The sequence below is a fragment of the Sporosarcina sp. P37 genome, assembly GCF_002109365.1.
Lineage (GTDB): Bacteria > Bacillota > Bacilli > Bacillales_A > Planococcaceae > Sporosarcina.
Genome location: NZ_CP015349.1, coordinates 2,954,272 through 2,977,136, shown reverse-complemented (window position 1 = coordinate 2,977,136; position 22,865 = coordinate 2,954,272). Strand labels below are relative to the sequence as shown.

The following is a 22,865-nucleotide window of genomic DNA, read 5'->3' as shown; positions in this document are numbered from 1 at the left end:
TCATTCCTTTTCATTATCATTCTTTACTCTAACTGCCCGAATTATTTGATCAATGCTTCAGCGATCTGCACAGAATTGAGCGCAGCACCTTTGAGTAAATTATCTGATACAATCCACAAGTGGAATCCTTTCGGGTTATCGAGATCTTTACGGATTCTTCCAACGAATACTTCATCTTTATCCTCTGCGTACAAAGGCATTGGATAGGTTTGAGACGCAGGATCGTCCTGTAATACGATTCCTGGCGCTTTCTCAAGCAGTGACTGGATATCCTTTACTGTGACGTTATCCTGATCAAGTTCAATGTAGACCGATTCTGAATGACCCGATACCACCGGTAATCTGACACATGTTGCCGCTACTGCCATGTTCTGATCTCCAAATATTTTCTTCGTTTCATTGATCATTTTCAGCTCTTCCAATGTATAGCCCGACTCACCAAATGAATCAATCTGCGGAATCGCGTTGAAAGCGATCGGATAATGGCGCGCCGCTGAAGCTGACGGCAACACTTCCGCCTGTATGTCAGTGCGGTCAGTGAATTGCTTGCTTTGTTCAGCCAGTTCGTCGATCGCTTCTACACCTGCACCGGATACAGCCTGATACGTGGAGACAATCAGCCTGTTCAGACCGTACTGATCTTTAATCGGCTTCAGTGCGGCCACCATCTGAATAGTGGAACAGTTCGGATTCGCAATGATTCCGGAATGATTAGTTAATTCGTGCGGATTCACTTCCGGAACGACGAGCGGTGTATTGGGATCCATACGGAACGCACTCGTGTTATCTATGACAACTGCTCCGCTTTTCACTGCATCATGTGCAAATTTTTCAGAGATACTCCCGCCTGCACTAAAGAATGCAATGTCAATACCTTCAAAAGCTTTCGGCGTTGTTTCCTCTACAACGTACGTCTCCCCGCCAGCTTTGATTTCTTTGCCCGCAGAACGTTTGGATGCTAATAACTTGATAGACGCGGCTGGGAAATTCCGCTCAACCAATTTCTCAAGTATTTTCGTTCCTACCGCTCCGGTCGCTCCGACAATTGCAACATTAACATTCTTCATCTATATCTTCCTTTCAATGATTAACAAGTAATATTTGGGACAAATAGTATCATCCGCGTCTCGTTAATTGTTATTGAACGAATTATAACATATTTTGCAGAATTTAAAAATCTATTTTCATGCATCATCATGAATTATCAATAATGGCTGCAGCTGCTGATGATTTAAAGCCGAAGCTACTGTCTCCGGCAGCAGAGAAAATTTTGAAATCAGGGAGTTTGGTTTCTTCATGCAATCATCCTGCCCGAACGGAATAAAATAAACATTTTTCATATTGATCAGTTTCATGAGGTTCATGCCGTTTAATCCCAGTGCGTCATTTGTCGAAATACCCAGTACAACCGGTTTGCCGTTACGCAGCGTAGCCTTTGCCGCCATCAGCACAGGCGAATCAGTTGCAGCATTGGCCAGCCGGCTCATCGAATTTCCTGTAAGCGGCGATATCACCATGCAATCGAGCGGATTCGTCGGCCCAAACGGCTCTGCTTCTACAATACTTGACACGACTTTTTCCCCTGTCGCATCTTCAATCCGTTTAATCCATTCTTCCCCCGTACCAAAGCGTGTCGCTGCATGAAGCACAGAATGTGTAATAATCGGAACAACGGCCGCCCCTTCTTTTTGCAATGAACTGATCATCGGAAGCAGTTGGTCGTATGTGCAATGTGACGCAGTAATTCCTAATCCGATTCGTTTTCCTTTAAGCATCTGGTTCCCCTTTCATCTATACTCATTCTCAAAACCGCTTCAGCCAAGACAGCTGCCGCGTCCTCGGGAAAATGTTTCCCGGGCAATTTGAGGTGTATCGTATAGTATTCAGAGAATTCGCCATGCTTTAGGCAACCAGGAGCCGAAGAAACATCAAACACATGCACAGTGCCTGTTTGATCGGCGCGGAGCCATTGTGCAGGAATGGTATTTACCAGATAGCCGCGGGAGAATTCTGTACGCTCTGTCAAACGCTGCGTGCCGTATCCGAGCATATGAGCTTCCGCCAGCTGCTCATCCGAACGGGCCGCGATGATGACTTTTGCCTGCATTTGATGCAATGTATGCGCAATTGCTTTTCCCACCCTGCCAAAACCGGCAATATAAAATTGCTTTCCTGCAATTTGGCGCTTCGTTTGCTCATAAAATACGTGAACGAATGCTTCTGCCGTTAGTTGGGCATTTTTCCAGATGAATTGTTCATCCTGTAAATAATTGATATGCCGGATTCCTTTTTTGCTCAATTCCTGTCTCCATTGTGCAGATGACTGCCCTGTGTAGACAGAACAGCCTTCTTTCAGATATTCCGCGGGGATGCATGGTTCCATCGGCAATAAAGGAAGCAGAAGATGATCGGGCCGCTCGTCAATCAGCATCTGTTTAAGCTGGTCATCAAACGAGTCAGCAGCTATATACTGACTCGTAAGACCGGCCGCAAGCAATAAATCATTCGCTAGCTTCAATCGCTGATCCGTGCCCGCCACAAGCCATTTAGTCATATCCTTCCACTTCCTTTCTGTCGAGTTCATGCGTTTTTCCAAATAAAATACGATCTTCTCCCACCAAAACAATTTCATGCCATGGAATATATTCAATCACGTCTTGATCACGCTGACGGAAAAGAGTTTTACCCAACTTTTTCCGAATTTCAAATCCAATGATTTCTCCTGTTTGGCGGTTGAATAGAAGATCTGTATCGGCCAAAAATCCGTACCGCATCCCTTCTTCTACTTGAATCAGTTCTTTTTGTGCAAGTTCTGATAATCGCATCGGAGTCCTCCTTCTCATATGGTCTCTTTCATCATATGTTTAAGAAGGGAGAAGTCGACTAGTTCTGCAGTATTTTAAATTGCTGAATATTTGATTTAGGAGCAATGATTGACGCAGCCCGGTCACTTGCCAACATTTGCTGACCCAATCGGTACACATTACGCTTTTCCACATTTTCAATTCTATCGACCACTTCATCGATGTTCTGATGGAAGCCAAGTATCAGTTCATTTCGGCCGTTTCTGTACATGCGTGATTCTGAACCTTCCAAGCCAAGCACAAAGCTTCCTTTCAGCTGTTCTTTTGCGTTGCGCAGCTCTTTATCTGTCAGTCCGTCATGCAGCAGTTCTGCGATGACCTGATCGATCGTTTCATACGTTTCCTTAAAGTTTTCGGGAGATGTACCGCAATAAATGACAAAACCGCCTGCATTTTTATATGCAGCATAATACGTATACACCGAATAAGCGAGTCCCCGATTCTCCCGGACTTCCTGAAATAGCCTCGAAGACATCGTCCCTCCAAGGATACTGTCAAATAAACTTAATTCATATATTTTTTCATGAGTCGAAGGAAGAGACGGATAGCCAAAGCACATATGCGCTTGTTCTATATCTTTTGCTTTTAGGATTTTCTGTGCTGTGAAATTCGGAACAGCGCTTTCAGATATAGTAATGGACGGTGTTTCTTTGCTTTGATAGCTGCCGAAATTCGCTTCAATCAACTTAATCAGACGATCATCGTAATTTCCCGCAATTGAAATTACTAGGTTTTCCGGACGATAATGTTTTACCATGAACTCTTCAACCATTTCTTTTGTGAATGCCTTAATCGACTCCGCACGCCCGCCTACCGGCTTCCCGATTGTATCATCAGGGAACATTCCCGCCCAAAGCCTTTCATCGGCGTCTTCATCCGGCATATCTTCAACAGAAGAGATCTCGTCCAATATTACCGATTTTTCTTTTTCCATTTCCTCTTCTTTAAACTGAGAGTGGAAAAACATATCCGATAAAATGGTTAATGCGTATGAGGCATGATGGCTCAGCACTGTCGTGTAATAGCATGTCATTTCTTTTGAAGTGAATGCGTTGAGGTCGCCCCCAATCTGATCAAACTGTTCTGCAATCATTCGGGCACTTCGTGCAGCTGTCCCCTTAAAAAGCATATGTTCGATAAAGTGTGCAATTCCTTCTTGCTCTTTTGTTTCATTTGATGAGCCTGCATGTATCCACAGACCAATTGCAACGGACTTTACGTGCGGCATTTTCTCATGAACGATGCGGACACCGTTTGAACATGTATATTTTTGAATCATCGGCTTCACTCCTTCAAAGTACAAAAAGCCTCCTTCGCCGCAACTTGTGCAGGAAGAGGCTTTTTGTCTGATTGATTACTCTTTGTTCGCTTGTTCTTTTTCTTTTTCTTCTTGAATAACAACTTTACGGGAAAGATTAACCCGGCCCTGTCTGTCAATTTCTATAACTTTTACAAGCAGCTCATCGTCAAGCTTCAATTCGTCTTCCACAGCCTTCGTGCGGGCTTCCTGGATTTCAGAAATGTGAAGCAAGCCATCTTTACCAGGGAATAGCTCCAAGAATGCGCCAAATTTCTCAATGCGTTTCACTTTCGCGAGGTAGTACTCCCCGACTTTTGCTTCACGCACGATGTCTTCGATCATCTTCTTGGCCTTTGCGTTCATTTCAGAGTTTGGTGATGCGATATAAATCGTTCCGTCTTGCTCAGTATCGATTTTAACTTGCGTTTCTTCGATAATTTTATTGATTACTTTTCCGCCCGGTCCGATTACATCGCGGATCTTATCCGGTTTAATATGGATTACTACAATTTTCGGTGCATACTCAGATAATTCCTCACGTGTTGAAGAAATAGTCGTCATCATATGATTAAGAATTTTAATACGCCCGATTTTCGCCTGCTCCAGGGATTCTTCTAAAATTTGACGGGACAAACCATCAATTTTAATATCCATTTGCAGTGCAGTAATTCCTTTTTCAGTACCTGCAACTTTAAAGTCCATATCACCTAAATGGTCTTCCATTCCTTGAATATCAGACAAAATGGAATAGTTTTCATCTTTTTTAATTAAGCCCATAGCAATTCCGGCAACCGGTGATTTAATCGGAACGCCCGCGTCCATCATAGCCATTGTTGACGCACAGATGGATGCTTGTGAAGATGAACCGTTGGATTCCAGAACTTCCGCCACTAGGCGCATTGTGTAAGGGAATTCCACTTCGTCAGGCAGCACCGGCAATAATGCACGTTCGCCTAATGCTCCATGCCCGATTTCACGTCGGCCCGGTCCGCGGATCGGCCCTGTTTCTCCGACACTGAAGTTAGGGAAGTTGTAGTGATGCATGAATCGCTTAGATTCATCCAAGCCTAATCCGTCAATTATCTGAACTTCACCTAGCGCACCCAACGTACAAACGCTTAATACTTGCGTTTGGCCGCGTGTAAATAAAGAAGAACCGTGCGCACGCTGCAGAAGGCCTGTTTCAGATGACAATGGACGAATTTCGTCAAGTCCGCGGCCATCCGGTCGGACCTTATCGTCTGTAATCAGACGGCGCACTTCATCTTTCAGCATTTGCTCAAGGATTGCTTTCACTTGTTTAATGGTATCTTCATCAGCTTCCGATTCCTCATAGTAATCAAGGACTGCTGTTTTCACTTCGCTGATAGCTTCTTCACGTGCATGCTTTTCTTCTGTTTGGATCGCTGCAATTAAATCCGATTCACAACGGTCTTTCACTTCTTTGATAATATCTGCGTCAAATTCGAATACTTCGACCTCGAACTTTTCTTTGCCGATTTCAGCAGCAATTTTCTCTTGGAATTCAATCAGCTTCTTAATTTCATCGTGGCCGAACATAATCGCTTCAAGCATGATTTCTTCAGTAACTTCTTTAGCTCCTGCTTCTACCATATTGATCGCATCTTTTGTTCCTGCCACAATCAAATCGATTTCAGATGTTTCCAACTGACTTGGTGTCGGGTTAACAATGAATTCGCCGTCAATACGGCCGACTTGAACACCTGCAATTGGGCCGTCAAACGGAATATCTGAAATTGATAATGCCAAGGAAGAGCCGATCATCGCTGCGATTTCTGAAGAACAATCTTGGTCCACCGACATAACAAGTGAAATCACCTGCACATCATTACGGAAGCCATCCGGGAATAAAGGTCTGATCGGACGGTCAATTAACCGGCTCGTCAACACTGCTTTTTCTGATGGGCGGCCTTCACGCTTGATAAATCCTCCAGGAATTTTACCAACTGCGTATAAACGTTCTTCATAGTTAACTGTAAGCGGGAAAAAATCTAGAGGTTTTGGTTTCTTAGAAGCGGTTACCGTAGAAAGTACTGTCGTATCACCGTAGCGGACGAGTACAGCACCGTTTGCTTGCTTTGCAAGTTGGCCGGCTTCGATCGTTAGCGTACGTCCAGCCCAATCGAGTGTATAAACTTTTTTCTGTTCTGACATTGTAGAACTCCTCTCTATTGTAAAACTGAAACATCATACTGGTATGTAAGTAGATATAGTGTATCAAAAAAGACGCATCTATGCGATATTTCTTATCTTCATTCCATAGAAAAAAGCGGGCAAAGCCCGCTTCTCAGTCTTATTAACGGCGTAAGCCAAGTGATGCAATAAGATCACGGTAACGTTGAACATTAGTTTCACGCAGATATCTCAATAGACGACGGCGTGTACCTACCATTTTGTACAGACCGCGACGTGAGTGGTGGTCTTTCTTGTGCGTACGCAAGTGGTTGTTCAGGTTATTGATCTCTTCAGTAAGGATAGCAATCTGAACATCAGCAGATCCAGTATCATTTTCATGAGTCTTGAATTGGTTGATTAATTCAGCTTTTCTCTCTTGTGTAATAGCCATCCTTTTCACCTCCTAAATAAAAGTATCCCCATCTCCCGAGCAAACGTTGGTGACTCGTTTTGCCAAGAAGCGGTTCGTGTATTGAACACTATTGTATCATATCACGGCATTCTGTCAGTTGCAACAACCAACTAGTCGGTTAATAAGTCCTTTGCAGTTTGCTTATCTATCCCGATTTGTGTTTTCAGCGCTTCGAGTGAATCAAATTTTTTCTCAGCACGTATTCGATGCAGCCATTCAATCGCTATTCGCTGTCCGTAGAGATCCATCTCTTCACCTATCAGATGCACTTCTGCGGTAGGAATCCTATGCTCGGGATCATGAAACGTCGGCTTAACCCCCATATTGCAGACACCGGGGTACCAAGTATCCCCAATCAGACAGCGTACCGCATAGACGCCGTTCGCAGGAACGACATGCTCTTCAGCTGTTTGAATATTTGCTGTCGGAAAGCCCAGTTGCCGTCCCCGTTTTTCACCGTGCACCACCTCACCAAGCGTGCGGAACGGACGGCCGAGCAGTTCTGCAGCCGCTTCCACATTACCATCAGACAAGAGTCTGCGAATTTCCGTGGAAGAAACTTTTCTTTCCTCAGCGAATGTCACTTTAGGAATTACCGTTGTGCCGTACATATTTCCCGACAGCTCCTGCATATCTTTCATCTTTCCGGAACCTTTTGAGCCAAACGTAAAATCAAAGCCTGCTGTCACGTGCTGCACTCCCAGCCCCTTAATGAAGATCTCAATAAAACGTTCCGGTGACAGGCCTGCCAGTTCCCAGTCGAAACTGACGATGAACAGTGCATCAATACCGAGTGAATCAAGCACACGCACCTTTTCATCCAGCGGTGTGATATAGCCGACGTTTTTGCCTGAAAACAATTGCGACGGGTGCGGATCGAACGTCATGACTGCAGTCTGCAATCCCAGTTCATCACCCGTTTTTTTTGCGCTGCAAATGACTTCTTGATGACCTTTATGTACACCGTCAAAAAATCCGATAGCTAAAGAATAGGCCTGTTGTTTTCCAATGTCTACCTGATCAGGATATCGTAATCTAAAGATTTCCATTTCTATCTCTCCTTACTCACTGCCCAGCAGCATTTTCTCCGGCTTCATTAATCCGGGTTTTGTCGGATGATTTTGATAGATCGCCAGCACATGCCCTTCAAACATCATCACGATGGATGGATGCTCAGCCAGCAATGGGACCGCCGGGAGTACTTGGCCGTTCCGTATTGATTCCAGCAGTTGTTCATCTATTTGCAGCTGCGGGAAATCCGTCAACACTTCCTCGATAGGGCGCAAAATACTCTGAATGTTTTGTTCTTCCATCAGCTGGGCGACGTCGGCCAATGTATTACAGTCAGACTGGTCAAAGTTACCCGAAACAGTCCGGACTAACGAATGCATATGTGCAGGATAGCCCAAAATTTCTCCTATTTGCACAGCCAGCGTGCGGATATACGTTCCTTTTCCGCACCGGACTCTAATGGAAAATGTCACTTCTTCTCCGCTGAATTGCTGGTCTTCACCCAGCAGTTCTATTTGATCGATATGTACTTTACGTACGGGACGTTCTACTTCGATACCTTTTCTTGCATATTCATACAGACGTCTGCCGTTTACTTTTACCGCGGAATACATCGGAGGGATTTGTGTAATTTCTCCAGTTAGCTGCGCGAGCGCTTCGTTAATTTGTGCCCTGGAAAATTCTTTATGCGTCAGGTCACTTGCTACAGTTTCCCCTTGCGCATCTTCCGTTTCTGTAGCGCGGCCAATTGAAACAGTCGCAATGTATTCTTTCCCTGCATCCGTGATATAAGAAGCTACTTTTGTTGCTCTTCCAATGCAGATTGGCAAAACACCTTCCACTTCCGGATCCAGTGTGCCCGTATGCCCTACTTTTTTAGTACGCAGGATCTTCCGCAGTTTAAACACACAATCATGTGATGTCATGCCTTTCTCTTTCCATAATGGCAGAATACCGTGCATCATACTCCTCCTTCCTCAGTTCATTGTAAATACTTGCTCTATGTAAGAAGGGAGGAAGTCAAGCCGCCTGAGCGACTATGAACTTCCTCCTCTCGTTTATTGTTCGTTTTCATCGTTCACTTTACGGATCAGACTTTCAATCCGGTTACCGTAAGCAACTGATTCATCCATTTCAAATTCAATTTCAGGTGTTTTACGCAAACGGATCCGCTGGCCGATTTCCGACCGAATGAAACCTTTTGCTTTGGAAAGCCCGATTAACGAATCCTCTTTTTCTTTATCTGTACCCAACACAGAAATAAAGATTTTCGCCTGCTGCAAGTCTCCAGTAACATCTACACCTGTCACTGTTACAAATCCGATGCGCGGGTCTTTCAGCTTTTGGCCGATAATATCGCCCAATTCTTTTTTCATTTGTTCAGCTATACGATTGGCACGCACTGACATGGCAATTCACCTCGTTTTTTGCTCATAAGTAGTCAACTGTACACGCGGTCATTTCCCAATCAGGATTAGATTCAAACAGGCGGATCGCTCTTCGCACTTCGCGTTCAGCCGCATCTTTAGAAGATGCGACAGCCACTAAAGCAAAAGTAGTTCGCTGCCATAAATCCTGATGATCAATTTCTGCAACAGATACATTGTAGGAGTTTTTCACCCGATCACGCATCCTATTCAACACTGCACGTTTTTCTTTCAACGAAGCGGCTGCCGGGATGTAGAACGAACATTCCGCGTACACAATCATACTCGCTTGATTTCTTCCATTACGAATGCTTCGATGATATCTCCTTCTTTGATATCATTGAATTTTTTAATTGTGATACCACATTCATATCCTTTTGCAACTTCTTTTGCATCATCTTTAAAACGTTTCAGCGTATCAAGCTCACCTTCAAAGATTACAATATTATCGCGCAGTACACGAACGCCAGCGTCACGGGTAATTTTACCGTCGATTACATAACTTCCTGCAATCGTACCGATTTTTGTAACTTTAAACGTTTCACGAACTTCTGCCTGACCGATTACTTTCTCTTCATACTCAGGATCCAGTAAACCTTTCATTGCAGATTCAATTTCTTCGATCACTTTATAGATCACTCGGTGCAGACGAATGTCTACACCTTCTGCTTCAGCAGCACGTTTGGCATTGGTGTCCGGACGTACGTTGAAACCAATAACGATGGCGTTGGAAGCAGCTGCCAGTGAAATATCAGACTCATTGATTGCGCCGGCACCTGTATGGATGATTTTGACGTTAACGCCCTCTACTTCGATTTTCATAAGAGAAGCCGCCATTGCCTCCACAGCACCCTGTACATCTGCTTTCACAATCAGGTTCAATTCTTTCATTTCGCCTTGCTTCATTTGATCAAACAGGTTATCAAGCGTCACGCGCGTTTTTTCTACGCGCTGTTCCTGAAGTGCTTCTCCAGCACGAGTTTCACCAATTTGACGAGCAGTTTTTTCATCTTTAAATACGACGAAACGATCTCCTGCATGCGGCACATCACTCAGTCCCGTGATTTCTACAGGAGTAGATGGACCAGCCTCTTTCACGCGTCGCCCAAGATCGCTGACCATTGCACGGACACGCCCGTACGTATTACCGACAACAATCGGATCACCTACATGCAATGTACCGTTTTGTACTAGCAGTGTAGCGACTGCTCCCTTACCTTTATCAAGCTGCGCTTCGATTACTGTACCTCTTGCTCTGATAGATGGGTCAGCAGTCAATTCGCCTACTTCTGCCACTAATAGAACCATTTCCAGAAGCTGTTCAATTCCTTCACCTTTAAGTGCTGAAATCGGAACAAAAATCGTATCTCCGCCCCAATCTTCGGAAACGAGGCCGTGCTCTGTTAATTCCTGCATGACACGGTCCGGATTAGCTGTCGGCTTATCCATTTTGTTAACCGCTACAATGATTGGAACTTCCGCAGCTTTTGCATGATTGATCGCTTCAATAGTCTGCGGCATAACGCCGTCATCCGCTGCTACAACCAAAATTGTCAAATCCGTAACTTTCGCACCGCGTGCTCTCATCGTCGTGAAAGCTTCGTGGCCCGGTGTATCCAAGAATGTGATTTTCTTATCATTTACTTTAATCTGATACGCACCGATATGCTGAGTGATTCCGCCTGCTTCGCCTTGCGTTACTTTCGTATCACGGATAGAGTCAAGCAATGTAGTTTTACCATGGTCAACGTGACCCATAATTGTAACTACTGGCGGTCTTTCTTCTAATTCACCCGGAGTTTCTTCTTCCTCTTCAGGATCTTCGAAGTAAATTTCCAAGTCTGTTACGTCAATACGGATTTCTTCTTCTACTTCCACGCCGTATTCCGCACAGATTAACTCAATTGCATCTTTATCAAGCTCTTGGTTAATCGTTGCCATTACACCAAGCAAGAATAATTTCTTAATAATTTCAGATGGCTCTTTACCCAGCTTCTGAGCTAGTTCACCAACTGAAAGTGATTCGTAAAATGTAATTTTTTCCGGCAGCGGCTTTTCAATTTTCTGAGGCGGTACTGCCGGGCGATATCTGCGGCGTCCCTGGTTAATTCCGCGTGCTGGCGGTCTTCCGCCGCGACCGCCGCCCGGACGTCCGTCGCCTGCTGGACGCGGCGCGCCTGATCCCTGTCCTTGACGTGACTGCTGATTTCCGCCAGCGGATGAAGATTGGCCCTGAGGACGTGATGAGGCTGAGCGGTTTGTTCCGCCTTGGCTGCCTGCAGAACGATTCGCATCCTTAGCAGCTGATTGTCCGCCAGTCTGTGTTTTCCCAGCCGGCTTGTTTGCATGATTGCCCGGACGTTCAGTTCTCTGACTGTTTTGTTTGTTTGCGGGCTTTCCTGCAGATGCTGCATTCGGCTTTTTCAGTCCGCCAAACGTCTTATCCAGTTTAGATATCATATCTGGTTCCAGTTCTTCCATATGGCTTTTTATCACAATATTGCTTTTACTTAATTCATCAGCAATATCTCTGCTAGTTTTGCCCACTGATCTGGCATATTCATGTACTTTCATTTTCGTCATTAGCCCACCCCCGGTTATAATCGTTGAGGAGCTCGGATAACTTTTTGGCAAATCCTTTATCCGTAAGCGCCAAGACCACTCGCGCTTCTTTTCCAATTGCATGTCCAAGGTCTTCACGACTTCCAAATACATGCTTCTCAACGTTGTAAGTATTACATTTATTCGTTAGTTTTTTCATTGTATTCTTCGATGCATCAGCGGACAGTATGACCAGCTGTGCATTCTGTGAACGGACTGCTTGTACGGCTAAATCTTCCCCCGTCACGATTTTACGTGCGCGGGCAGCCATACCCAGCAGTTGATAAATAGCTGTCGGATCCGTCATTTGATTGCCTCTCGGCGAATTGCATGCAAGAGATCATCATAGACCTGCTCCGGAACTTTTACACCTAGCTGCTGTTCAATAGAATGTTGCTTACGTGCTTTTTCCACGGCATCCTCCGTTTTAGAAACATATGTACCGCGGCCTGATTTCTTACCGGTCAAGTCGACGGATACTTCTCCTTCTTTCGTACGGACAATTCGAATCATTTCTTTTTTGGGCAACATATTACCTGTTGCTGCACACTTACGCAATGGGATTTTCCGATTGTTAGACATCAGCATGCAATCCTTTCCAAGTCAATCTTCCGTGTCATCATCTGCGTATAAATCAAAATCATCAGCTGATTCTGCCGGTGTTTCATCTTCGTACTCATAAGCCTCCAAGAATGTTTCATCGCCGGTCTCTGATGCATCGGTTGTTTGAGATTCTTCACGCGGATAAATCCCAAGCTCTCTCGCATCCGTTTCGCTTTTAATATCAATTTTCCAGCCTGTCAGTTTGGCAGCCAATCTTGCGTTTTGGCCTCTTTTACCGATTGCCAGAGAAAGCTGATAATCCGGAACGACTACAGTGGTTGAACGCTCTTCTTCATCCACCTGTACATCAATGACTTTTGACGGACTCAGCGCGTTGGCTACAAATACCACAGGGTCTTCAGACCATTCCACGATGTCTACCTTTTCACCATTAAGTTCATTCGAGATCGACTGTACACGCGCTCCCCGTGAACCTACACAGGAACCGACCGGATCGACTTCTTCGTTCGCTGTATATACAGAGATCTTGGAACGGTCTCCCGCTTCACGTGCAATGGATTTGATTTCAACAGTTCCATCGTAGATTTCAGGCACTTCCAGTTCAAACAGGCGACGCAGAAGTCCCGGATGTGTTCTGGAAACAAACACTTGGGGTCCGCGTGCTGTTCTTTCGACTTTCGTAATATATACTTTGATACGATCGTGCGGCGCATATGTTTCTGTTTGAATTTGTTCGCTTGACGGCAGTACCGCTTCTACTTTTCCCAGACCTACAAACAGATTTTTAGGATCCATGCGTTCTACAATTCCGTTCACGATGTCTTCTTCACGATCGATGTACTCTTCATAAATCAAACCGCGTTCCGCTTCACGGACACGCTGCGTCACAACTTGCTTAGCAGTTTGTGCAGCAATACGTCCAAAGTCACGCGGTGTGACTTCTTCCTCTACGACATCGCTGATTTCATATACAGGATTGATGACTCTTGCATCTTCCAATGAAATTTGAAGGCGCTCGTCTTCTACTTCTTCCACCACGTCTTTGCGTGAATAAACCGCCATGGTGCCTTTTTCTAAATTTAAATCTACACGCACGTTTTGTGCCTGGTTAAAATTTCGTTTATACGCTGTTACAAGCGCAGCTTCAATTGCATCGACTAGTACATCTCTTGATATTCCTTTTTGCTGTTCAAGAGCCGTCAGTGCTTCGAGTAGCTCACTACTCATGTTCATCACTCCTACATTCCATTATCGTCCTGTCGCTCTTGGATTTTGATCATCCAGCTATAAGCACCAACCAGCTTTAGCTGAACGGTGCTTATAGCTATAGGATTAAAAATCAATCGCTAATCGCGCAAACGCAATTTTCTCGGTGTCAATTGTCACCAGTACTTTTCTTGTCTTAATCCGTATTTCCACTTTTGCATGGTCCGGTCCGTATCCGAGGAGATACCCCTCGAATTCTTTCATTCCATCAATTGGTTCATATGTCTTGATGAACACATACTGGCCTACGGCTCTTTCAAAATCTTCTTCTTTTTTCAGTGGTCTTTCCGCTCCGGGAGAAGACACTTCAAGGAAGTAATTTTGCGGAATCGGGTCCACGCGATCCAGTTCCTCGCTCAGTTTATTACTGACAGCCGCACATTGATCAATGTCAATGTTACCTTCTGGCGTATCGATGTAGACGCGTAAAAACCAATCGCGGCCTTCTTTCAAGAACTCAATGTCTACCAGCTCCAGACCCAATTCTTCGACGATCGGGCTTGCCAACTGTTCGACTTCCTCTGTAATTTTACTCAAATGGTATCCCTCCCGAAATTCAAAATAACAACAGAAAAGAGCGGGAAGCCCCACTCTTTTCCGCAAGACGTATAGCAAAAGTTGTTTTAATCGTATCACAAGGCCTTTTACAATGCAAATGTTGAAACTGTCCGCGGCCCGTCAGAACAGGGATAATTGGTTTGCTTCCGGCATCCCTTCCAGGCATCCGAGATTATCCAAGTATTCTACAATCGTCTTCGATACACGGCCTCTCTTCTGGAAGTCCTCTTTCGATAAAAACTCTCCGTCTTTTCGTGCTTCGACAATTGTCTTGGCGACGTTCGTACCTAATGAAGGAACTGCGTTAAACGGCGGAATCAGTTTATTCCCTTCAATAAGGAATTGTGTGGCGTCGGATTTATACAGATCAGGCTTTGCCATCGTAAAGCCCCGTTCGACCATTTCAAGCGCAATTTCAAGTACGACGACTAAGTTCTTTTCTTTCGGCGGCGCGTCCAGCCCTTTGGCATTTATTTCTTTGATTTTCGCCCGGATCGATGCGGAGCCCTTGGACATTGTCACCAAATCAAAGTCTGTTGCACGCACTGTGAAATATGTTGCGTAATACATAATTGGATGATGCACTTTAAAGTAGGCGATTCTGAGAGCCATCAGTACATACGCAGCGGCGTGTGCTTTCGGGAACATGTACTTGATTTTCTTGCACGAGCTGATATACCAGGCCGGCACTTTATTCTCTTTCATCGCTTCTTCAAACTCCGGCGTCAGCCCTTTCCCTTTACGCACAGATTCCATAATTTTAAATGCAAGAGACGGTTCCAGTCCCTGATAGATCAGGTAGACCATAATATCGTCACGACAGCCGATTACTTCTGACAACTGGCATGTTTTATTTTGGATCAGCTCTTGCGCATTACCGAGCCATACATCCGTACCGTGAGACAGCCCGGAAATCTGGATTAACTCAGAGAACGTGGAAGGCTTAGTTTCTTCAAGCATTTGACGGACAAACCGAGTACCAAATTCGGGTACGCCTAGCGTTCCGGTTTTACAGTCGATCTGTTCTTCAGTCACACCAAGAGACTCAGTTCCGCCAAACAGCGCCATGACCCCTTCGTCATCAGGCGGAATCGTCTTGGCATCGATGCCTGATAAGTCTTCCAGCATTTTGATCATCGTCGGGTCATCATGCCCGAGTATGTCCAGCTTCAACAGGTTATTGTCGATAGAGTGGAAATCAAAGTGCGTTGTCCGCCACTTGGATTGAATGTCATCCGCCGGGAATTGAACAGGCGTAAAGTCAAAAATATCCATCGTGTCCGGAACAACAATGATTCCTCCGGGGTGCTGTCCGGTATTCCGTTTGACACCCGAGCAGCCCTGCACCAGCCTGTCAATTTCCGCCCCGCGCATTTGAATGTCATTATCATTCATGTAGCCCCGCACATAGCCATATGCTGTTTTTTCAGCGACAGTACCAATCGTTCCCGCACGGAAAACATAATCTTCTCCAAACAATTCCTTTGTGTAGTTATGGGCGTGCGCCTGATATTCACCACTGAAGTTCAGATCGATATCAGGCACTTTATCCCCCGCGAATCCAAGGAACGTTTCAAAGGGTATATCCTGCCCATCTTTTTTGAACATCGTTCCGCATGCCGGACATGCTTTGTCAGGTAAATCATACCCTGAGCCCACAGATCCGTCATCAAAGAATTCACTGTGCTTACAAGATGGACATACGTAATGCGGCGGCATTGGATTCACTTCAGTGATTTCCATCATAGTTGCAACGAATGACGAGCCTACAGATCCGCGCGAACCTACAAGATAGCCGTCATCCAAAGACTTCTTCACCAGTTTATGTGAAATGAGATAAATTACCGCAAAACCGTTGTCAATAATAGACGTCAGCTCTTTAATAATTCGTGCTTCAATAATTTCAGGCAGCGTGTCGCCGTAAATATGACGGGCCATAGAATATGTCAGCTCACGGACTTCTTCTTCTGCGCCTTCAATTTTCGGCGTATACAGATCATCCTTGATCGGTTTCACATCGCCAACACGTTCGACGATTTTCAACGGATTATCGATCACAATTTCTTTGGCTGCTTCCTCTCCTAAAAACTCGAACTCTTTGAGCATCTCATCCGTCGTACGGAAATGGACAGCCGGTAAAGAGTGCCGGTTCATCGGGTTGGCACCGCCTTGAGAGCGCACGAGAACTTTACGGTAGGTCGCATCCGTTTCTTCAAGATAATGCACATTCCCTGTTGCACAAACAGGCAGTCCTGTCTTCTTACCGAGTTTCAGCATCTTGCGCATAATATCTTCCAGATTCCATTCATCCCGGATCAGATCCAGTTCCATCAAATGAGAATAGACCGGTTTCGGATGAAGCTCCAAGTAGTCATAAAAACTTGCGATTTCTTCCACTTCCTCCATCGGCTTCTGCATCAATCCTTCGAATACTTCGCCTTTATCACAACCCGATCCTATCAGCAGCCCTTTGCGGTACTTAACGAGCAATGATCGGGGGATACGCGGCACACGATAAAAGTAATCCATATGTGAAATGGAGACAAGTTTGAATAAGTTCTTCAGGCCTTCATCATCCGCAGCGAGTATGGTGCAGTGGGAAGGACGTGAACGTTTATATGCATCCCCTTCCCCAATGTTTTTATTGAGGTCGTCCAGCCATTCAATTCCTCTTTCCTTTGTATCTGCCAGCAGTCGTAAAAATAAATGAGCTGTAGCTTCCGTGTCGTATATCGCACGGTGATGCTGAGTTAATTCGATATCGAATTTCTTAGCTAACGTATTTAAACGGTGGTTACGCAGTTCAGGATAAAGGAAGCGGGAAAGTTCCAATGTATCAATGACCGGGTAAGCGATTGTTTCAATCTTGGCACGCTTACACGAAGCATAAAAGAAGCCCATGTCAAATGAGGCATTATGGGCAATCAGGACCGCATCACCGATAAAATCGATAAATTCTGCCATGACTTCTTCAACTTCAGGCGCATTTTCCACCATATCATCCGTAATGCCCGTCAGGTTAGTCGTAACAGAAGACAACGGATGATGAGGATTAGCGAAACGTTCGAATCGATCGATAATCTCTCCATCTTTCACCCTTACAGCCGCCAGCTCAATAATCGTGTCGTAGACAGCGGATAATCCTGTTGTCTCGACATCAAATACTACGTACGTATCGGTTTCGAGCAGACGGTGCTGTTCCTCATAAACAATCGGCACGCCGTCATCCACCAGGTTGGCCTCTAAACCGAAGAGCACTTTGATGCCGTGCTTCTTCCCTGCATTATAAGCTTCCGGAAATGACTGTACGTTTGCATGGTCAGTAATCGCGATGGCAGGATGTCCCCATTTTGCCGCCTGTGCGACTAATGCTGATGCGGAAACAACAGCATCCATCTGACTCATAGATGTATGTGCGTGAAGTTCTACACGCTTTTGTCCTTCAGGCGCTTTGTCTTTACGTTCCACAGATGGAATAACAGCCAAATCCTGTGCCATCATAATTAAATCCCTTACGAACGTATCATTTTGAATACCGCCTCTTGCGCGTACCCACATCCCTTTTTTAAAGGATTTCATCATTTCCGCATCTTCGTTGTCACGTGAAAACATTTTCACTAATATTGAATCGGTGTAATCCGTCACTTTCAATGTCAGCAAAGATCGTCCGCTCCGCAGTTCGCGCACTTCCGCGTCAAACACAAAACCTTCGATGATCAGCCGGCGTTCTTCATCCTGGATCTCCTGAATCGGCACGACCGCCTCACCGGCCTTGATCGGTGTCCCAAGGATCAGCGCTTTATCGGACTCACCCTGCTCACTCTTCATCGTTTCACGCTGCTGCAGCTGATGGTAAGCCTGTTTTGACAGGACATCTTCTTCTTGTTTTTTCTGTTTCAGAAACTGTTCGCGCTCTTCTTCTGCTTTATCATTTTCAACAATCGACACATCGAACATAAATTTTGGAAATCCGAATTGCTGATACAATGACGACAGTGTTTCAATATATTTGTTTTTCAGCGTCTGACATTCCAGATCACTCGAACACGTGATCATTAATTTCTCGCCATGCAGTCTCGGTTTTTGTTCCACTAGGCATTGGCGCATGGGCGGTGAAATGTCAGCCAATTCACCCACGACGAGCGGCCAATAATCTGCAATTAACTCTTCACTTACTCCGCTGTTTCTCGCTTCCATTTCAAGATGCACATTTGCAATCGCCGCAAATGATTCATGGACGCGCTGCTGCACGAAGCGGAATACGTCAATGGGCAACACTTCATCCAATGTGATATTGAACTTCCATACTCTTGATTTCTTCTGAACAGTCACTCGGTTCAATTCACCATTTTGAAAATAATTCATTAACTGATCATCAGTCAGACCTGTCTGCTGCAATAAAGTTAAAAACTTTTGGGCGGCATCCACTCTATATTCCTCCGTTCTATCGAGAAAAGAAGGGAAGTTCCGTTAACGGACTCCCCTTCTTGGATTAATCTGCACTAAAGAAGGACTGCAACTTTTCAGGCACTTCTTCTTTTTGCCAGTCTATTGATTCCCCACTGTGGCGGTACGTGACTTCCACAATCCCCTCACTTGCTCTCTTACCGATTGTAATGCGAACCGGCAATCCAATCAAGTCGGAGTCGGCGAATTTAACACCCGCTCTTTCAGGGCGGTCATCATACAGCACATCGTACCGATAGGATTCCAGAACGGCATACAACTCATCCGCAAGCTGGGTTTGGATTTCGTCCTTCACATTCACTGTAATCAAATGAATATCAAAAGGCGCTAAATGCTTTGGCCATTTCAATCCATTTTCATCATTAAATTGCTCAGCAATAGTCGCAAGCAAACGCGAAATTCCAAGACTGTAGCTTCCCATAATAAACGGCTTCGTTCTGCCGTGCTCGTTAAGGAAAGTGCCTTTCATTTGCTCACTGAAAGTCGTGCCCAGTTTACGAAGATGCCCGATGCCGATTCCTTCCGTAAATTTAATCGTCCCCATTCCGTCTGGAGAAGGTTCCCCTTCTTGAATGAATCGAATATCCACGTAGTCATCGATGGCAAAGTCGCGTTCAGGATTAACGTTCAACAAATGATAATCATCTATATTCGCCCCTGCTACTCCGTTTACGACCGAGCCGATGGCATGATCTGCATACACTCTGACGCCGATCGGCAGTTTGACAGGACCGACCGACCCGAAATGGCAGTCGAGCAGATCAATGATTTGTTGTTCTGTTGCCAGCTCCAAATGAGAGGCTTTTAAGATGTGTTTCAATTTATGTTCATTGATATGATGGTCACCCCGGCATACAACCATAACAAATTCATTATCTGCCTGATAAACCAGAGATTTGATTACACGCTCGGGTTCCACAGACAAAAATGAAGTCAAATCTTCAATTGTCCGTAAATTCGGTGTAGATACTTTTGTTAATTCCAGCTGTTTTTCATCCGGCGTCTCATAGTCGATATTCACTTCAGCGAATTCCATATTCGCAGCATACGAAGAGCTGTCACTATAAGCGATACGGTCTTCCCCGTTTTCTGCCAATGCTATGAACTCATGCGAACCTTCACCGCAGTCTGACATGACCATACGGAATCGCATACCCAGCCGCGTTAACATATTCGTATATGCCTGCATGACTTCCAAATACTTTTCATCCAAACTTTCCTGCGTTGCATGGAAGGAGTATGCATCTTTTCTAATAAATTCGCGGCTGTGAAGTAAACCTGCCCTCGGCTTTATTTCATCACGAAATTTAGTCTTAATCTGAAAAATCGTTAACGGCAGTTTCTTATAGGAGCGCACTTCGTCACGAAGCAGATCGATGATTGCTTCTTCGTCACTTGAACTCAAGGCTAACTCGTTCGTCTGTCTGTCGGCAACATGAAACATCTCTTTGCCGTACGAATTCCAGCGGTCAGTTTCTTTTAAAATACTTGAGCTTTGCAGCGCAGGCAAGGAAATTTCTATGCCCTCAATCGCTTCCATTTCCTGGCGGGCTATCCGTTCAATTTTGCGAAATACTCTTTGTGCCAGTGTCAAATATGTGTATACACCATTGGCATTTTGCCGGATATAACCTGCCCGCAGCAATAATTGATGAGAACGCATCTCTATGTCTGCCGGATTTTCACGCATTGTGGGTATAAACGTTTTCGATTGTTTCATCATATGCTTCCACCTTTTTTAGAAGAAAAATCGTTGAATGTCATTCCATGTCACAACCAGCATCAGAACCATCAGCAACATGATACCTACGAAATGCACCATACCTTCTTTTTGTTTATCAATCGGTTTACCGCGCAAGCCTTCAAACAAGAAGAACAGCAATCTGCCGCCGTCTAGGGCAGGCAAAGGCAGTAAGTTCATAATTCCCAGATTAATACTTAACACAGCGCCCCAGTTCATTAAATTGAAAATACCGTATTGGGCAACTTCTTCAGTCGCTTTGTAAATACCGACCGGACCGGACAGCGCATCAATCGTAAACTGACCTGTGACAAGCATACCTAACAATTCAAATATTTTCACAGTCCATGTGTACGTCTGTTCTGCTCCGAACACGATGGATTTGATCACGCCTTTTTCCAGCGGACTGGAGTAGATCACTCCGATTTGTCCGAATTCACGCCCGGCGTCTTCAATCGTTTCAGGCGTAACTTGTAAGGAGACAGGTTTTCCTGCACGATCTACTTCTAAATTCATCGGAACGCCGGGGCTGTTTTGAATAGCTTCGGAGAACTGCGCCCAAGAACTGATAGATTTGCCGTCCACTCCTGTTACTACGTCATCCTTTTTCAATCCTGCCGTCTGCGCAGGCGTGTCAGGCTTCACTTCAGAAATAATCGGTTCATTCGTCGGTACGCCATTGATCAGCCCAAGGGCAAGAAATATGAAGAATGCTAATATAAAGTTGAAAAGCGGTCCTGCAAAAATAGCCATTGCTCTTTTGCCGAGGGACTTAGATTCAAATTGACGGTCATAAGGCGCAATTAATGTTTCCTGCCCCTTTTCGATAATCATGGCAGTTCTGGCAATTTTCAGATGAACCAATTGTCCGTCTTCATCATATCCTTCAATATATAATTCTTTATCCAAATCCGATTTTTCTACTTCTACATTCAAAATGTTAGGATTGGAGACATTTCGATTTAGATAAATCTTTTCTATTTCGTTCTGTGCATTCAGCAGTAGCCCCACACGATAACCGGGCTGCAATTCAACTGTATCGAAGTCCTCGCCAGCCATCCGCACATAGCCGCCTATAGGCAATAAGCGAATCGTATATTGGGTTTCCCCTTTCCGGATCGCTAAAATTTTAGGACCCATTCCGATTGCAAACTCCCGAACCATGATTCCGGCTTTCTTCGCAAACAAGAAGTGACCGAATTCATGAAATGCTACAAGTGTCCCGAATATTACTATAAACGCAATAACGGTTTCCATTCAGTAACCACCTTCACCGGCTGTGACAGCCTGAAATTAATCTTTATACTTCACTATACCATAGACTTTTTTTCGCGTAATGCGATCTGTTTCCAGAATTTCTTCCAGATTCGGTTTTTGAATCGTCTGATGCTGATTCATCATCTGTTCGATGATTTCCTCAATTTGCATAAAGGATATATGACCTTCCATAAACAGCTGAACCGCCACTTCATTAGCCGCATTCATTGCTGTCGGCATAGTGCCCCCTTCCCTACCTGCATCATATGCAAAAGACAGGGCCTTAAATCGGTCATAATCCATTTTTTCAAAATGCAATTTACCGATCTCGTCCAAGCGAAGACGTTTCGCATCCGCCATCGGTATACGGTCCGGATACGTCAATGCATACTGTATCGGCACGCGCATATCGGGTGATCCCAGCTGCGCCATGACACTGGTATCTTCAAACTCCACCATGGAGTGAATAATACTTTCTTTATGAAGCAAACATTCAATCTGATCATAAGGCATAGCAAATAAATGGTGTGCTTCAATAACTTCAAGACCTTTATTCATCATCGTAGCTGAATCAATTGTCAATTTATTGCCCATCGACCAGTTGGGGTGTGCAAGCGCCTGTTCCACTGTTACATTTTGAAGCTGGTCCCGTGTATAGTCTCTGAAACTCCCGCCGGAAGCAGTTAAAATCAGGCTGGTGATCCGCTTCGGATTTTCTCCGTTCAATGATTGGAATAATGCCGAGTGTTCACTGTCAACAGGAACAAGCGGGACATTATGACGTTTGGCGGCTTCTACCACCAGATCCCCTGCTGCCACTAACGTTTCTTTATTTGCAATCGCAATGGTCATCCCCGCTTCAATTGCCGCAAGCGTCGGCCGCAGACCTACACTGCCGATTACTGAATTCAGCAGGATATCTGCTTCGACTCCTGCCGCCGCCTCGATCAATCCTTCATCCCCATGAACGATTGTAACTTCTGGAAACTCATTTTGTAAGCGCACTGCATCTTCTTTCTCCAATACGGATACTAATTTCGGATGAAACTTCGCAATAATCTCACGTACTTTTTGAATATTCCTTCCTGCGGACATCGCCGTCAGCGTAAACTGTTCAGGATGAGCTGCAATAATGCTCAATGTTTGTGTCCCGATGGAACCTGTCGCACCAAGCAAATTGATTTTCTTCATATATGAACTT

20 protein-coding genes are annotated in these 22,865 nt (G+C 44.9%); all 20 read right to left on the bottom strand.

Translation table 11 applies throughout. The annotated features are described in order from the left end of the window. Positions 1-41: 41 nt before the first annotated feature. On the bottom strand, positions 42-1,067 hold the full coding sequence (locus SporoP37_RS14845; protein ID WP_085431344.1) for an aspartate-semialdehyde dehydrogenase: 1,026 nt from the start codon (positions 1,065-1,067) through the stop codon (positions 42-44). Positions 1,068-1,184: 117 nt separating this feature from the next. Then, a complete protein-coding gene (locus SporoP37_RS14840) occupies positions 1,185-1,775 on the bottom strand; it encodes a dipicolinate synthase subunit B (RefSeq protein WP_081244408.1) in 591 nt (196 codons plus the stop codon). Continuing rightward, entirely contained in the window at positions 1,748-2,554 is an 807-nt protein-coding gene (locus tag SporoP37_RS14835; RefSeq protein WP_158233579.1) for an NAD(P)-dependent oxidoreductase, read from the bottom strand. The genes SporoP37_RS14840 and SporoP37_RS14835 overlap by 28 nt, the downstream gene beginning before the upstream one ends. Then, a complete protein-coding gene (locus tag SporoP37_RS14830; protein WP_081244406.1) occupies positions 2,547-2,825 on the bottom strand; it encodes a YlmC/YmxH family sporulation protein in 279 nt (92 codons plus the stop codon). Before SporoP37_RS14830 ends, SporoP37_RS14835 begins: the two co-directional genes overlap by 8 nt. 58 nt (positions 2,826-2,883) lie before the next feature. After that, entirely contained in the window at positions 2,884-4,143 is a 1,260-nt protein-coding gene (locus tag SporoP37_RS14825) for a M16 family metallopeptidase (RefSeq protein ID WP_085431831.1), read from the bottom strand. Positions 4,144-4,218: 75 nt separating this feature from the next. Further along, positions 4,219-6,339, bottom strand: a complete 2,121-nt coding sequence (gene pnp, locus SporoP37_RS14820; protein ID WP_085431342.1) for a polyribonucleotide nucleotidyltransferase — start codon at positions 6,337-6,339, stop codon at positions 4,219-4,221. Positions 6,340-6,481: 142 nt separating this feature from the next. Next, positions 6,482-6,751 (bottom strand): 30S ribosomal protein S15, encoded by a 270-nt coding sequence (gene rpsO, locus SporoP37_RS14815; protein WP_081244404.1) that lies wholly within the window; start codon positions 6,749-6,751, stop codon positions 6,482-6,484. A gap of 131 nt (positions 6,752-6,882) precedes the next feature. Further along, the gene (gene ribF / locus SporoP37_RS14810; RefSeq protein ID WP_081244403.1) at positions 6,883-7,821 is read right to left on the bottom strand and encodes a riboflavin biosynthesis protein RibF; all 939 of its coding nucleotides are present in this window, start codon (positions 7,819-7,821) and stop codon (positions 6,883-6,885) included. A gap of 12 nt (positions 7,822-7,833) precedes the next feature. Beyond that, positions 7,834-8,745 carry a tRNA pseudouridine(55) synthase TruB gene (gene truB, locus SporoP37_RS14805; protein WP_085431341.1) on the bottom strand — a complete coding sequence of 304 codons (912 nt, stop codon included), beginning with the start codon at positions 8,743-8,745 and terminating at the stop codon, positions 7,834-7,836. Positions 8,746-8,841: 96 nt separating this feature from the next. Beyond that, positions 8,842-9,192, bottom strand: coding sequence for a 30S ribosome-binding factor RbfA (gene rbfA / locus SporoP37_RS14800; RefSeq protein WP_081244401.1), 351 nt, complete (start codon positions 9,190-9,192; stop codon positions 8,842-8,844). 22 nt (positions 9,193-9,214) lie between these two features. Further along, complete coding sequence (locus SporoP37_RS14795; protein ID WP_081244400.1) at positions 9,215-9,493, bottom strand: DUF503 domain-containing protein; 279 nt, start codon at positions 9,491-9,493, stop codon at positions 9,215-9,217. Continuing rightward, positions 9,490-11,793 carry a translation initiation factor IF-2 gene (gene infB, locus SporoP37_RS14790; protein WP_085431340.1) on the bottom strand — a complete coding sequence of 768 codons (2,304 nt, stop codon included), beginning with the start codon at positions 11,791-11,793 and terminating at the stop codon, positions 9,490-9,492. Before infB ends, SporoP37_RS14795 begins: the two co-directional genes overlap by 4 nt. Next, positions 11,771-12,118 carry a YlxQ family RNA-binding protein gene (locus SporoP37_RS14785; protein ID WP_081244398.1) on the bottom strand — a complete coding sequence of 116 codons (348 nt, stop codon included), beginning with the start codon at positions 12,116-12,118 and terminating at the stop codon, positions 11,771-11,773. Before SporoP37_RS14785 ends, infB begins: the two co-directional genes overlap by 23 nt. Beyond that, positions 12,115-12,393 carry an RNase P modulator RnpM gene (rnpM, locus tag SporoP37_RS14780; protein ID WP_081244882.1) on the bottom strand — a complete coding sequence of 93 codons (279 nt, stop codon included), beginning with the start codon at positions 12,391-12,393 and terminating at the stop codon, positions 12,115-12,117. The genes SporoP37_RS14785 and rnpM overlap by 4 nt, the downstream gene beginning before the upstream one ends. A gap of 21 nt (positions 12,394-12,414) precedes the next feature. After that, a complete protein-coding gene (gene nusA / locus SporoP37_RS14775) occupies positions 12,415-13,602 on the bottom strand; it encodes a transcription termination factor NusA (RefSeq protein ID WP_081244397.1) in 1,188 nt (395 codons plus the stop codon). 105 nt (positions 13,603-13,707) lie between these two features. Beyond that, positions 13,708-14,178 (bottom strand): ribosome maturation factor RimP, encoded by a 471-nt coding sequence (gene rimP, locus SporoP37_RS14770; protein WP_081244396.1) that lies wholly within the window; start codon positions 14,176-14,178, stop codon positions 13,708-13,710. A gap of 141 nt (positions 14,179-14,319) precedes the next feature. Next, entirely contained in the window at positions 14,320-18,627 is a 4,308-nt protein-coding gene (locus SporoP37_RS14765) for a PolC-type DNA polymerase III (RefSeq protein WP_085431339.1), read from the bottom strand. Positions 18,628-18,691: 64 nt separating this feature from the next. Beyond that, positions 18,692-20,386, bottom strand: coding sequence for a proline--tRNA ligase (locus tag SporoP37_RS14760; RefSeq protein WP_085431829.1), 1,695 nt, complete (start codon positions 20,384-20,386; stop codon positions 18,692-18,694). An 18-nt stretch (positions 20,387-20,404) separates the two neighbouring features. Then, the gene (gene rseP, locus SporoP37_RS14755) at positions 20,405-21,664 is read right to left on the bottom strand and encodes an RIP metalloprotease RseP (RefSeq protein WP_081244394.1); all 1,260 of its coding nucleotides are present in this window, start codon (positions 21,662-21,664) and stop codon (positions 20,405-20,407) included. 36 nt (positions 21,665-21,700) lie between these two features. Then, positions 21,701-22,855, bottom strand: a complete 1,155-nt coding sequence (dxr, locus tag SporoP37_RS14750; RefSeq protein WP_085431338.1) for a 1-deoxy-D-xylulose-5-phosphate reductoisomerase — start codon at positions 22,853-22,855, stop codon at positions 21,701-21,703. Between the last annotated feature and the right edge of the window lie 10 nt (positions 22,856-22,865).